Origin of the sequence: Mycobacterium gordonae (genome assembly GCF_002101675.1) — a bacterium.
GTDB lineage: Bacteria > Actinomycetota > Actinomycetes > Mycobacteriales > Mycobacteriaceae > Mycobacterium > Mycobacterium gordonae.
This window is the reverse complement of sequence record NZ_LQOY01000014.1, coordinates 76,629-89,313: the sequence shown is the minus strand read 5'-3', so window position 1 is coordinate 89,313 and position 12,685 is coordinate 76,629. Positions and strand designations below refer to the sequence as shown.

At 66.2% G+C, this 12,685-nt stretch carries 15 protein-coding genes and 1 pseudogene; 10 read left to right on the top strand and 6 right to left on the bottom strand.

Features of this window, described 5'->3' with window-relative positions; translation table 11 throughout:
• Window positions 1–73 precede the first annotated feature (73 nt).
• Together AWC08_RS01820 and AWC08_RS01815 are read left to right on the top strand one after the other, a co-directional pair.
• Complete coding sequence (locus AWC08_RS01820; RefSeq protein WP_065134286.1) at window positions 74–904, top strand: oxidoreductase; 831 nt, start codon at window positions 74–76, stop codon at window positions 902–904.
• Window positions 904–1,623 (top strand): hypothetical protein, encoded by a 720-nt coding sequence (locus AWC08_RS01815; protein WP_065134285.1) that lies wholly within the window; start codon window positions 904–906, stop codon window positions 1,621–1,623. Before AWC08_RS01820 ends, AWC08_RS01815 begins: the two co-directional genes overlap by 1 nt.
• On the opposite strand, the gene AWC08_RS01810 is transcribed toward AWC08_RS01815, so the two are convergent.
• Window positions 1,616–2,041, bottom strand: a complete 426-nt coding sequence (locus AWC08_RS01810) for a DoxX family protein (RefSeq protein ID WP_065134284.1) — start codon at window positions 2,039–2,041, stop codon at window positions 1,616–1,618. The genes AWC08_RS01815 and AWC08_RS01810 overlap by 8 nt on opposite strands.
• Before the next feature lie 102 nt (window positions 2,042–2,143).
• On the opposite strand from AWC08_RS01810, the gene AWC08_RS01805 reads away from it, so the two are divergent.
• From AWC08_RS01805 to AWC08_RS01795, 3 genes are all read left to right on the top strand, one after another.
• Window positions 2,144–2,779, top strand: coding sequence for an HD domain-containing protein (locus AWC08_RS01805; protein WP_069433044.1), 636 nt, complete (start codon window positions 2,144–2,146; stop codon window positions 2,777–2,779).
• A 72-nt stretch (window positions 2,780–2,851) separates the two neighbouring features.
• Window positions 2,852–3,175, top strand: a complete 324-nt coding sequence (locus tag AWC08_RS01800; protein WP_083271049.1) for a DMT family transporter — start codon at window positions 2,852–2,854, stop codon at window positions 3,173–3,175.
• Window positions 3,172–3,738: a TetR/AcrR family transcriptional regulator gene (locus AWC08_RS01795; protein ID WP_065133788.1), complete on the top strand. Its 567-nt coding sequence runs from the start codon at window positions 3,172–3,174 to the stop codon at window positions 3,736–3,738. The genes AWC08_RS01800 and AWC08_RS01795 overlap by 4 nt, the downstream gene beginning before the upstream one ends.
• On the opposite strand, the gene AWC08_RS01790 is transcribed toward AWC08_RS01795, so the two are convergent.
• A complete protein-coding gene (locus tag AWC08_RS01790) occupies window positions 3,735–4,190 on the bottom strand; it encodes a CD225/dispanin family protein (protein ID WP_065133792.1) in 456 nt (151 codons plus the stop codon). The two genes, AWC08_RS01795 and AWC08_RS01790, sit on opposite strands and share 4 nt — an antisense overlap.
• A 190-nt stretch (window positions 4,191–4,380) precedes the next feature.
• Between AWC08_RS01790 and helR the strand changes: the two genes are divergently transcribed.
• The gene (helR, locus tag AWC08_RS01785) at window positions 4,381–6,600 is read left to right on the top strand and encodes an RNA polymerase recycling motor ATPase HelR (protein WP_172835135.1); all 2,220 of its coding nucleotides are present in this window, start codon (window positions 4,381–4,383) and stop codon (window positions 6,598–6,600) included.
• On the opposite strand, the gene AWC08_RS01780 is transcribed toward helR, so the two are convergent.
• Entirely contained in the window at window positions 6,543–7,160 is a 618-nt protein-coding gene (locus AWC08_RS01780) for a TetR/AcrR family transcriptional regulator (RefSeq protein ID WP_065133791.1), read from the bottom strand. The two genes, helR and AWC08_RS01780, sit on opposite strands and share 58 nt — an antisense overlap.
• 259 nt (window positions 7,161–7,419) lie before the next feature.
• Between AWC08_RS01780 and AWC08_RS01775 the strand changes: the two genes are divergently transcribed.
• Window positions 7,420–9,855, top strand: coding sequence for a glycogen/starch/alpha-glucan phosphorylase (locus AWC08_RS01775; protein ID WP_065137341.1), 2,436 nt, complete (start codon window positions 7,420–7,422; stop codon window positions 9,853–9,855).
• 20 nt (window positions 9,856–9,875) lie between these two features.
• Here the strand turns inward: AWC08_RS01775 and AWC08_RS01770 are convergent, their stop codons facing one another.
• The gene (locus AWC08_RS01770; protein WP_065137340.1) at window positions 9,876–10,082 is read right to left on the bottom strand and encodes a long chain fatty acid-CoA synthetase Faa4p; all 207 of its coding nucleotides are present in this window, start codon (window positions 10,080–10,082) and stop codon (window positions 9,876–9,878) included.
• Between the two features lie 149 nt (window positions 10,083–10,231).
• Here AWC08_RS01770 and AWC08_RS01765 point away from each other — a divergent pair, with 149 nt between their 5' ends.
• The 3 genes from AWC08_RS01765 to AWC08_RS01760 are packed head-to-tail and all read left to right on the top strand — an operon-like array spanning window position 10,232 to window position 11,740.
• A complete protein-coding gene (locus tag AWC08_RS01765) occupies window positions 10,232–10,978 on the top strand; it encodes an alpha/beta fold hydrolase (RefSeq protein ID WP_065137339.1) in 747 nt (248 codons plus the stop codon).
• A 53-nt stretch (window positions 10,979–11,031) separates the two neighbouring features.
• Window positions 11,032–11,361 (top strand): hypothetical protein, encoded by a 330-nt coding sequence (locus AWC08_RS36230; protein WP_065137338.1) that lies wholly within the window; start codon window positions 11,032–11,034, stop codon window positions 11,359–11,361.
• A 16-nt stretch (window positions 11,362–11,377) separates the two neighbouring features.
• Window positions 11,378–11,740, top strand: a complete 363-nt coding sequence (locus tag AWC08_RS01760) for a PaaI family thioesterase (RefSeq protein WP_065137337.1) — start codon at window positions 11,378–11,380, stop codon at window positions 11,738–11,740.
• Here AWC08_RS01760 and AWC08_RS01755 read toward each other — a convergent pair.
• Both AWC08_RS01755 and AWC08_RS01750 read right to left on the bottom strand, forming a co-directional pair.
• Window positions 11,737–12,111: a nitroreductase/quinone reductase family protein gene (locus AWC08_RS01755; RefSeq protein WP_065137336.1), complete on the bottom strand. Its 375-nt coding sequence runs from the start codon at window positions 12,109–12,111 to the stop codon at window positions 11,737–11,739. The two genes, AWC08_RS01760 and AWC08_RS01755, sit on opposite strands and share 4 nt — an antisense overlap.
• 34 nt (window positions 12,112–12,145) lie before the next feature.
• Window positions 12,146–12,615: pseudogene (locus AWC08_RS01750) on the bottom strand (DUF1772 domain-containing protein).
• Window positions 12,616–12,685: the final 70 nt, after the last annotated feature.

Sequence of the window (12,685 nt, the reverse complement as noted above, 5' to 3'; positions counted from 1 at the left end):
GCCAGAACGCACACGTCAAGTGTCAGAAGCAGGGATTCTGAAGGCACCGATTTCGAGAAAAGTCGATCTGAATTTGTCCACCTGGCTCATCACCGGTTGTTCAACCGGATTCGGGCGCGCGCTTGCCGAGGCGGTCATCGACGCCGGCCATAACGTCGTGCTGACCGCACGCGACGTCACCAAGGTCGCCGACCTGGCCGAGACCGCATCCGACCGCACGCTGGCCGTCGCCCTCGACGTCACCGACGCCGAGCAGATCACTGCGGCGGTGCACCAGGCCCAGGAGCGGTTCGACGGTGTCGACGTCCTGGTGAACAACGCCGGTTACGGGTATCGCGCCGCCATCGAGGAGGGGGACGACGCGGATGTGCGCGCGCTGTTCGACACGCACTTCTTCGGCGCCGTCGCCATGATCAAGGCGGTCCTGCCGGGCATGCGGGAGCGCCGCTCCGGCGCAATTGTCAACATCTCCTCGATCGGCGTGCAGCTGACGCCGGTGGGATCGGGTTACCACTCGGCGGCCAAAGCCGCGGTGGAAGGCATGAGCGGCGCACTGCACGGTGAGCTGGCGCCGCTGGGCATTTCGGTCACCGTCGTCGAACCTGGCTCGTTCCGAACCGAATTCGCCGGGCGCTCGCTGACGCAGTCGTCTGCCGTCATCGACGACTACGCCGACACCGCCGGGCGCCGCCGCATCGAGAACGACACAATGCACGGCAACCAGGCCGGCGACCCGGCCAAAGCGGCCGGAGTGATCATCACCGCGGTCGAGTCGGACACGCCCCCCGCCTTTCTGCTGCTCGGCGAGGACGCCTTGTTCTCCTACCGCCACATCGCCGAGCGGCGGGCGGCCGAGATCGCCGCGTGGGAAGAGTTCACCACCAGCACCAATTTGGACAGCTGATGCAACCGGCGGCCCTGGGCATCATCGGTGTAGTCGTCCTGGCCGCCGCGGGCGTGACCCTGCTGATCATCGGATTGCGGAATCGTTCGACGCCACGCACTCAAGCCCCCACCGGTTACCTGCCGGGCTATCCGCCCGGGTTCCCCGGCTACCCCCCCGCGTTGCCCGGCTACCCCGGCGGCGGCTACCCACCCATGCCTCAGCCACCGCGAAAGTCCGGCACAGGCTTGATCATCACCGGCGTCGCGTTAATCGCCCTGAGCGGGGTCAGCGTCGTCGGCACGGTCGCCCTGGCTGCCGGCCGCAGTACCCGCCTGGCGGTGGGCGACTGTTTCACCAACGAAATCCTGGACAAGCAGCGCTGGAAGTCCAAGAGCTGTGGCAACCCCGACGCGGTGCTGGAATATGCCGCAAAGGCCGATGCAGGCGGAAACTGTCCTGACGGCAAGCTCGACACCAGCTCCTACCTATCCGTCGAACACGATGGGTCTAGGCGCTGCTTCATACCCAATCTGCTTGTCAGCCATTGCTATTCCTCCGACCACAACGGCGAGACCATCCGCGCGGTGAGCTGCGGCGCCGGCGGCAGCGTCGTGCGGATCACCACGCGGCTGGACAATACGGTCGACGCCTCCGCCTGCCCGCCGGGAGCGCGCACCGTAACATTTCCGCAGCCCAGGCGGACCTACTGCAGCGAGCGCGTCACCGGAGTCATCTGAGGCGCGACCGGCGACCGCTCATCGTGTACCTGCCGGGCCCCAGGAAAATCAGCAGGAAGAAGCCGAAACAGAACAGGATTGCCGGGGTCCCGCCATTGCCGTCGGGCGGATTACTGATCGGCCAGAGCGCCAGCGGTTGATGCATCCAGAAATACGCGACGGCCATCTGGCCGGACGCGATGAACGCGGCGGCGCGGGTGAACAGCCCCACAGCGATCAACAGTCCGGCAACCAGTTCGATCACCCCCGCATACCAGCCGGGCCACTCACCGAACTCGACCGGATGCCCGGACGAGACCGGCCAGCCGAAGAGGATCATGGCGCCGTAGCCGGCGAAGAGCGAGCCGTAGACCAACCGGAACAGGCTCAGGACGGCCGGCGACATCCCGGCCAATCGGCGATCGAGGTCGTTCGTCATAGCGCCCACGTTACGACCGTCTCCCGACATGGCCGAAATAGTGGGATGGACGTCCGTCAAGCCACTCACTATGCCGTCACCGCAGCGCCTAAAGTCGTTGCCATGCTCACGATTCCGCCGTTGATCGAGTCTCAAGTCGCCTGTGCCGCAATTGAATTAGCTCAAACCACCGAATCGGCTCCGGTGTTCAACCACAGCGTGCGCAGCTACGTGTTCGCCGAGCTGCTCGCGACACACGAAGGTTTGCGCCCCGGCTGCGATTTCGACAGCGAAACGTTGTTCCTGGGATGCGTATTGCACGATCTCGGCGCCGGGTCCGCCGCCGCCGGCCAGGAACGCTTCGAGATCGAAGGTGCCGACCTGGCCGCGAACCTGCTGACCGAGCAGGGCTGCGACCGCGCTGTGGTGGACGCGGTGTGGGAGGCGATCGCGCTGCACAGCTCCTTCGGAATCGCCCAGCGCCGAGGAGCGATTTGCTACCTGGTCAACGGCGGGGTGGGGATCGACTTCGGCCGCAACGCCGACTTCATCGACGATCAGGCGGCCGCGGCGATCCACGCCCGCTACCCACGGCTGTCGATGGCGAAGTCACTGATGGACGCCATCGCCGCGCAGGCGCAGCACAGCCCCGAGGCGGCACTGCCCTACACAATGGCCGGCGAGGTGTTGCGCGAACGCCGCGAGACCGGAATCACCCGACTCGAGCAAATGGCCGCGCTGGGCCGATGGGGCGACTGAACCGGGGGTGCCCCCGCTGCGATCCTTAGTGTACATTTGTACATGTACATATGTACACTACGAGAGGTGATCGTGGCTTACCTGTTTCTGCTCGTCGCCATCTTCGCGGAGGTCGCGGCAACCAGCATGCTCAAGAGCACCGAAGGCTTCACCCGCCTGTGGCCGACGGTGATCTGCCTGATCGGTTACGCCGTCTCCTTCGCGCTGCTGGCGCTGTCCATTGCGCGCGGCATGCAGACCGACGTCGCCTATGCGTTGTGGTCGGCGATCGGGACCGCCGCGATCGTGTTCATCGCGGTGGCGTTCCTCGGATCGCCCTTGTCGGCGGCGAAGCTGATCGGCGTCGCCCTGATCATCGGCGGCGTGGTGACGCTGAACCTGGGGGGTGCCCATTGAGTCCCGCGAGTTCAGCGCCCGAACGCCGGCCACGCGACCCGGCCGGTCGCCGTCAGACGATCGTCGAGGCGGCCACCCGGGTTATCGCCAGTCGCGGCCTCGGCCAGCTGACGCACCGCCTGGTGGCTGCCGAGGCGGACGTCCCGGTGGGGTCGACGACCTACTACTTCAGCGATCTTGCCGAACTGCGCGAAGCGGCTCTAGCGCACGCGGCCACCGCCTCGACCGACTGTCTGGACCAGTGGCGGCGGGAACTGGACGCCGACACCGACCTGCCGGCCGTCCTGGCCCGGCTCACCGCGGAATATCTGGCCGACCACGACCGGTACCGGACCCTCAACGAGCTGTATCTGGCCGCAAGTTACCGGGACGAATTGCGGCCGCTGGCCCGGGTGTGGAATGAGGGTCTCGTTGCGTTGCTCGAACCGCGGGTCGGGCGCCGGGCCGCAGAGGCGATCGCGGTCTTCCTCGACGGCGCCATGCTGCATCCGCTGGCCACCGGCACGCCGCTGAGCACCGAGGCCCTGGCCGACGCCATCGCCCGGTTGGCCGGCGATCGCTAGGACACGCGGGCGCCCAGCCGGCCCAGATAGGACAGCCAGAGCAAGCCGCCGAGCACCGTCGCGACGATCGCCCAGGTCTTGGCGGTACTGGCAGATTTGGTTGCCTCCGCCCACCGGCCCTGCGCCCACAATCCGTCGACCTTGCTGGAGTACACCGTGGCCACGATGCCCGGGATCATGCACAGGAAGATCGTGATGATGGACCACACCAGGTAGTTGTTCGGCTTCATCGGCTGCCCGTAGGGTCCTTGCGGCGAGAAGCCGCCGTACGGCTGCGGCGCAGACGGTGGGTAACCGCTGCCTGGGTACCCGCCCCCCGGTGGCGGATAGCCGCCGTAGGGTCCCTGTGGCGGCGGGGGCGGTGTGTATCCGCCGCCCTGGTAGGGCGGATAGCTCCCCGGCGGGTCGTAACCACCGGGCGGCGGATAGTTGTCGGGCGGCGGTCCGGTCATGATCACTCCAGGCGGCGGGGGTTGGCTGGATATCGCCTAACAGTGAACTGCGACACCGGGACTGTCAATGCCGGATCGTTGCGGCTGAAGGCCCCTTCCACCATATAGCGGCACCTGGGGCTTGCGGCAAGGCCCGGGTCATGCCGCACAATGGCTGGCCGGACACCGGGCACCGAATGAAGGGGCCCGAATGGGGGGTGACTTGCGAGAATCAGACAAGGCCTACAACGACGAACTGCGCGTCGAGCAGGAGTACGTCCGCGGCCTCTACGCGCGGCTGGACGCCGAACGCGCACAGGCGAAATCGAGGTACAGCACCGCATTGCGGGGTGACGGCGAAACTCCCATGGATCGCGATGTCGAGGTGCGCGCCCTGGCGAGGCGGATGAAGCGGCTGGATGTTGCCGACGACGGGCTGTGTTTCGGTCGCCTCGACGGTGCCTCGGGCAACCGGTCCTACATCGGACGCATCGGCCTGCTCGACGAGGACAACGAATACGAGCCCTTGTTGATCGACTGGCGGGCGCCGGCGGCACGTCCGTTCTACACCGCCACGGCGGCCAGCCCGGAGGACGTCCGGCGGCGCCGCCAGTTCCACACCCGCGGACGCTCGGTCGTCGATTTCACCGACGAGGTGCTGGGCCGTCCCGGCGAGGGCGACCACCGCGAAAGTTCAAGCGATGCAGCACTTCTCGCCGCGATCAAGGCCCCCCGCGGCGACGGTATGCGCGACATCGTCGCGACCATCCAGGCCGAGCAGGACGCAATCATCCGGTTGGATCACTCCGGTGTGCTGGTGATCGAGGGCGGCCCCGGCACCGGAAAGACAGTGGTTGCACTGCACCGCGTCGCCTACCTGCTCTACACCCAGCGCGAGCGGATGGAACGCCACGGCGTACTTGTCATCGGCCCGAATCCGGAGTTCCTCAACCACATCAGCCGCGTCCTGCCGTCGCTGGGCGAGTCCACCGTCGTGTTCATGACGATCGGCGATCTGGTCCCCGGACGGCACATCACCGACGAAGACGAACCGACCGCCGCGAAACTCAAGGGTTCACTGCACATTCTGGACGTGCTGGCCGCCGCGATCGCCGATCACCAACGGCTGCCCGAGGATCCGCTGCCCATCAAACTCTCCGATGTCGTGCTGCGCATCGACGCCGAGACCGCCCAGTGGGCCAGGGAGGAGGCCCGCGCGACCGGCCTGCCGCACAACGCGGCCCGAGCCGCGTTCACCGACATCGTCACGTGGGTTCTGACGGAGCGCGCCATCGCCAAGATCGGCCGGGGCTGGCTGACCCGCGCGGACCGCAACGCGTGGGAGAAGCTGCGGGAGGAACTCATCGAGGAGCTCGCCGACAATGCCGCGTTCGCGGCCGCGCTCGATGAGCTGTGGCCGATTCTGACCCCGGATGCATTGTTGTCCTCGCTGCTCGAGTCCCCTGAAAAGCTGCGCGCGGCCGGTGCCGACCCAGCGCTGTGGCGTGAGCGTGGCGACGCGTGGACGGTGTCCGACGTGCCGCTCCTGGACGAACTGGTCGACCTGCTGGGCGTCAACAAGGAGGCCGAAGAACTGGCCAGGAAGACAGCCGAGCGAGAGCAAGCCGAGGAGGCGGCCTACGCGGCCGGCGTGCTGGACCTCATGGTCGGCCGCGAAGACCTGATGGACGACGAGGACCAGCTGCTCGCTCAGGACCTACTCTACGGCGAGGACCTGGCCGAAAGGTTCGTCGAGCATGACTTGCGCGAACTGTCAGAACGCGCTGCGGCGGACCGAAATTGGACGTACCGGCATGTGGTGGTCGACGAAGCCCAGGAACTGTCCGAAATGGACTGGCGAGTGTTGATGCGTCGATGCCCGGCCCGATCTTTCACGGTGGTAGGCGATCTGGCGCAACGACGGTCATCGGCCGGAGCGACGTCCTGGGACGCCATGCTGCGACCGTATGTGCCCGGTCGCTGGGTTTACCGCCCGCTCACAGTGAATTACCGCACGCCCGCGGAAATCATGGCGGTCGCCACTGCATTGCTCGCTGACTTCGCACCCGACGTCGTGGCGCCCGAGTCGGTCCGTGCGTGCGGTGTCCCACCGTGGTCCCGGCACGTCGAACAGCATCAAATACTGTCTGCTATCGAAGAATTCGTGCGCGAGGAAGCTTCCCGCGAGGGCACCAGCGTGGTGATCGGGCCACCTGGGGTTCCCGGCGCGGTGGCCCCTTCAGCGACGAAGGGGCTGGAGTACGACTCCGTTCTGGTGGTGGATCCGCAACGGATCCTCGCCGACGGGCAGCGCGGCGCCGCCGAACTCTACGTCGCCCTTACCCGCGCCACTCAGCGCCTCGGCGTCCTGCATCAGGAACCGCTGCCGCCGGTGCTGGCCGGCTTGGCGAGCAGGTCTGAGTCGATGTAGCGCTGAATGTTCGGTGCGACGGCGGCGACCACGTCGTCTTCGGACATCGAGGCGACGGGCTCGATCTTCCAGATGTAGCGGATCAGCGCGAAGCCGATCAGCTGGCTGGCGATCAAACCGCTGCGCCACAACCGATCCGTCTCGTCGGTTCCCAGCGTCGATCCACCGATGAGGCTGCGCTCGACCACCATACGCAGCTTCTCCCGGGTGCGCTCGTCATGCGCGGCGGTGAGCACCACGGCGCGCAGCACCGGACCGATCTCGTCGTCGGCCCAGGCGCCGAGCACGGTGCGCACCAGACGGGTACCCAACTCATCGCGCGGCGTGGCCCACGTCTGGGCAACCGTCTGCAGCCATTTCGCCGGCGGATCCGTCGCCGCATCCAGCAGGCGCTCCTTGGACCCGAAGTAGTGATACACCAGTGCCGGGTCGACGTCGGCCGCACGCGCGACGGCGCGGATGGTGGTTCCCGCCCAGCCGTGGATGGCGAATTCCTGCCTGGCGGCGTTGAGGATTCGCGCCTGCAGCACACCGCGCTCGTCGCGCGGTCCCGGAGTCACCGCCTTCTTCGCCACGGTTTCATCGTAGCGTGAGACTAATGCATAACGACTGCATAGCTTGCTGTTCATGTTTTCGGAAGGCATTCGCGTGGCGGGTGTGCAAACATCGCTGCCAGACTGTCTGCCTGCTTTCCCCCGTGCGCTGGTCAAATTTCCAGGGATAGGACCCACGATGACTGATCTTGATCAGACACCCTCCGACGAAATTCCGGCCACCGGTCCCGGACGGGCCGAACTGATCGAGCACTCCCGGACCGGAATGGGCGCTGCCGCACTGCAACGCGCGATCACCGATCATCTGCGCTACTCGATCGGCCGGCCGGCGGCCGCGCTGCGGCCCGAGCACTACTACCGCGCGCTGGCACTGGCCGTGCGGGACCGGATGCAGGACCGCCGGGTCGCCTCGACCCAGGTCTCACTCGATCTCGGCCGCAAGGTGACCTGCTATCTGTCGGCAGAATTCCTGATGGGCCCTCAACTTGGCAACAACCTGTTGAATCTGCGCATGGAAAGAGCCGCCAAGGCAGCGCTTTCGGCGATGGGCCAGAACTACGACGAGGTGCTGGCCTGCGAGGAGGAACCCGGTCTGGGCAACGGCGGTTTGGGCCGACTCGCCGCGTGCTACCTGGATTCACTGGCGACCCTCGAGCGCCCCGCGATCGGCTACGGCATCCGCTACGAGTTCGGCATCTTCGATCAGGAGATTCACGATGGCTGGCAGGTCGAACAGACCGACAACTGGCTGGACAGCGGAAACCCCTGGGAAATCGCCAAACCCGATGTCAACTACCTGGTCAAGTGGGGCGGCTACGTCGAGCATTACACCGACGACGACGGCCGCCAACGGAGCCGCTGGGTGCCGGGCCTGATGCTCAAAGGCGTTGCCTACGACACCCCTATCCAGGGTTACGGCGTCAACACCTGCAACGTGCTGACGCTGTGGAGCGCCCGCGCGGTGAAATCGTTCGCCCTCGAGGCGTTCAACACCGGCGACTACTACAAAGCGGTCGAGGACGAGGTGACCTCCGAGACGGTCACCAAGGTGCTCTACCCCAACGACGAGCCAGAAGCCGGCAAGCGGCTGCGCCTGCTGCAGCAGCACTTCTTCGTGTCCTGTTCGCTGCAACACGTGCTGCACATCATGGATGATCTGGCCGACGTGTCGGTCCGCGAACTTCCCCAGCGATTTGCCCTGCAGCTCAACGACACTCACCCCTCCATCGGGGTGGCGGAGTTGATGCGGCTGCTGATCGACGAGCGGCATCTGGAATGGGAGGAGGCGTGGGACATCACCGTTGCCACGTTCGCCTACACCAACCACACCCTGCTGCCCGAAGCGCTGGAAACATGGCCGTTGGAGATGTTCGGCGAGTCGCTGCCGCGTCACCTCGAAATCATCTACGAGATCAACCGCCGCTTTCTCGACGAGGTCCGTATCCGTTTCCTCGGCGACACCGACCGGGTCCGCCGGATGTCGCTGATCGGCGAGGACGGCACCAAGTTCGTCCGGATGGCGCACCTGGCCACCGTCGGCAGCCACGCCGTCAACGGCGTCGCCGCGATGCACAGCGAGCTACTGAAAGACAGTGTGCTGAAAGACTTTTACGAGATGTGGCCGGAGCGCTTCAGCAACAAGACGAACGGCGTGACACCCCGCCGTTTCCTGGCGCTGGCCAATCCCGGGCTGCGGGAGCTGTTGGACCGCACCATCGGCGAGGGATGGCTGACCGAACTGGGCCGGCTGCGCGGGCTGGAGCAGTTTGTCGACGACTCGTCCTTCCGCGAGCAGTGGCGTGACATCAAGCGCAACAACAAGGCGCGCCTGGCGTCATTCGTGCGGTCGGCGACGGGAGTGGAGCTCAATCCGGAATGGATCTTCGACATCCAGGTCAAGCGCATTCACGAGTACAAACGCCAGCATCTCAACGTGTTGCACATCATCGCGCTGTATTACCGGCTCAAGCAGAACCCAGGTCTGCCAATTCCGCCGCGCGCCTTCATCTTCGGCGGCAAGGCGGCGCCCGGGTACTTCCTGGCCAAGCGGATCATCAAGCTGATCAACGCCGTGGCCGAGACGATCAACAACGACCCGCAGGTCAACAAGTTCCTCAAGGTGGCGTTCATCCCGAACTTCAATGTGCAGAACGCCCATCTGATTTATCCGGCTGCCAACGTGTCCGAGCAGATCTCGACCGCGGGCAAGGAGGCATCGGGCACCGGGAACATGAAGTTCATGATCAACGGCGCCCTGACCGTCGGCACTCTCGACGGGGCCAACGTCGAGATCCGTGAGGAGGCGGGAACGGAGAACTTCTTCCTGTTCGGCCTGACCGTGCAGGAGGTGGAGGCGCTCAAGGCGAGCGGCTACCGCCCGGCGGATTACATCGACAACAACGAGGAACTCAGCGCCGTGCTGGATCTCGTTGCCGGCGGCACCTTTTCACACGGCGATCACCAGGTATTCCGGCCGCTGGTCGACAACCTGCGCTACCACGACCCGTTTCTGGTCTGCGCGGACTTCGCGTCCTACGTCGAGTGCCAGGAGCGGGTGAGCCACGCGTGGCAGGACCGTGATGCGTGGACGAAGATGTCGATCCTGAACACCGCACGCAGCGGCAAGTTCTCCTCAGATCGCGCCATCGCCGAATATTGCGAAGACATCTGGAAAGTCTGGCCGCTGACCGTCAAGATTTGACGGGGGCCGGTCCGGAGCAGCTAGCCGGATTCGCTGGCGACCCATACGGCGACGTAACCGATCGGGATGCCGGTCTTGCGGGTGATGCACTGGCGCGCCGCGAGTTCGACCGCCGACCGTCTACCGGCGCGGGCAATCCCGTCCACCTCGGGTATCCGAATCAACCATCCGTCCGCGTCCCGGGTGATGTCGATATCGAAGCACTGGCCAACCGTTACGCAGTTCATACGCTGGGTACGACCCCTGCGCGGGGAATGTGGGCGGCGCAGGGTGGGCTGAAGAGGCATAGGTGTGTTCCTGAGTCGATGACGGACCGCGCGCAAGACTAATCCGGCCGCGGAGTAAAACCTAATCGGAACCCGTCTGAGGAGGCTTCGTGTCGATTGTTCTGGTGCATGGCAACCCGGAGACCGACGCGATCTGGGACTTACTGGTCGACGCCCTGCGGCGCGACGACGTGGTGCGACTGTCCCCGCCCGGGTTCGGCGCCCCCCTGCCCGACGACTTTCCCGCCACCTACCTCGCCTACCGGGACTGGCTCGAGGGCGAACTGGAGCGCATCGGCGGCGCCATCGACCTGGTCGGCCACGACTGGGGCGGCGGGCACGTGATGAATGTGGTGATGCACCGGCCCGAGCTGGTGCGCAGCTGGGCCAGCGACGCCGTCGGCCTGTTCGACCCCGACTACGTCTGGCACGACCTGGCGCAGGTGTGGCAGACGCCCGGGGCCGGCGAGCAACTCGTCGACACCATGCTCGGCGGCACCGTCGAGGACCGGGCCGCGCAGCTGGGCGCGCTCGGCATACCGTCCGGCATCGCCACGTCGATCGCGCGGGAGCAGGGTCCGGCGATGGGCCGGGCGATTCTCGCGCTCTACCGCTCGGCCGCCCAACCGGCGATGGCCGAGGCCGGTCGGGCGCTGGGAAACGCCGCGGTCCGGCCCGGGCTTTCGTTGCTGGCAACCGACGACCCGTACATCGGCGGTGAACAGACGCGGCGCCGCGCGGCCGAGCGGGCCGGAGCCCGCACCGCGGCGCTCGAGGGCCTCGGGCATTGGTGGATGGCGCAGGACCCGGCGCGCGGCGCGGCGGTGCTCACCGAGTTCTGGGATTCGCTGGACTGAGCGACCCAAGCTTGCGAACAGGCCTTACGCTTCGTCTCGTGGGGAAATATCTTGTGCTGTATTCACCGGCCCACCGCACCGGTCAGGAGCTTCGTTGGCGCCTCGCCGAAGACGCCGATGTCACCGAGGTGCGCCGCCGGCTCGATAAGGCGCAGCCGGGCGAATTCGTGACCGTCCCCGTCGTGCTCGAAGACGAACTGGACACGCTGCTGCTGCGCGTGCAACCGCATCAATTCGGCGCGTGGCTCGTCCTTGATCTGCCCGAGGCGCAACGCACGACGGCTTCCCTGCCCGCCGCGCGCGCCAGGGTGCCGGACTTCGGGCAGATCTTCCGCGACGCCGCGGAGGCGGTGCGCGATTCCACACGCCAGCAGCGCAAGTGACGCAACGGGTTTGGCAGTGAGTCACTTCGCCGAATTCCTCGGCTTCCGATACCTGCCGTCCGAGGGTCAGGACGCCGTCGTGGAGGCTTTGCCGACAGCGCAGCACTGCAACGAGCGTGGAACCATCCACGGCGGATTCCTCGCGGCCCTACTGGATACCAGCACCGGACTGGCGGTTCACACCGCACTCGGCGACGGCATGGCGGCTCCGCACTTCGACTTGATGATCCAGTACCTGCGGCCGGCGGTGGCCGGGACGCTGCTGACCTGTAAGGCGCGTACGACCAAGGCCGGTCGCCGCGTCGTCGCCTCGGAAGCGGAGATTTTCCAGGACGGCAAGTTGGTCGCCCGCGCGATCGGCAGTCACGCCGTTGTCTAGTTCCGGTGGTCGGTCAGCCGAACGGTGACGGTGACCCGGCCCTTGCTGTCGCGGGTCGCCACCGCATGCCCGGTGCGCTCGGCGTCGTCGAGTCGCAGCGAGACGGGGCCGCCATCGCCGAGGAAGTTGCGCCACCACGTTTTCGTCTCGGGCAGGTTGGCGTTGACGGTGATTTCGTCAGCCGAACGGCGGTATGCCACCGGGATGCTGATCTCGCGCCCGGATCGCCGCCCGGTGTAACTCAGCATGGTGATGTTGCGATTCACCAAGCCGCCGAAACGGCGGGATTTCGCCACCGCTGCCACCGGCGCATTGAAGAGCGGAGCGCAGCGCATCAGCAGTCGGCCCAGAGTTGTTGTTCGCGAAGACATGACGGGGTTGTCCTTTCCGGTGGTGGAACGGGGGTCAGGCGATCAGGGCGAGGCACAGCGAAACGAGTGCAAGGCCCGGTAAGCCGGCGCGGGCGTTGATGATGCGGTCCCAATCAGCCTGCAAGGCGCGCACATTCGCCAATATCGGCCGTGGTCGGCGGCGGCGGTGAGCTGTCGATTGATCGGCGCGCTGATGCGGACGTAGAGCGACAGTCAGATCAGTAACAGCACCACGGCTACACCGGCGCTGGCGGCTTGGAGCCAGTGCCCGGCCAGTGCTGCCAGGGCAGTGGTCGCGGCGGCGGCGACGACACCGACCACGCCCGGCACCGGCATCCGCCGGTCACCGTGGCGGTGCACAAACCCGCTGACCGCCGACAGCGCCCGGTCGTCAACGTGGGCCAGCGCGGGGCGCAGCACGATCGCGCAGAAGACGTCGGTTCCGTAGACCACCGCATTGCCGATGACGGCGATCAGCGCCGCGAACTGAATGAAGTGAGTCATCGGGAACCTCCGCAAGTCTGTCGATGCTAGCTATTCTAGCGATGCTAGAAACATTCGGCGCGCGGTGTCA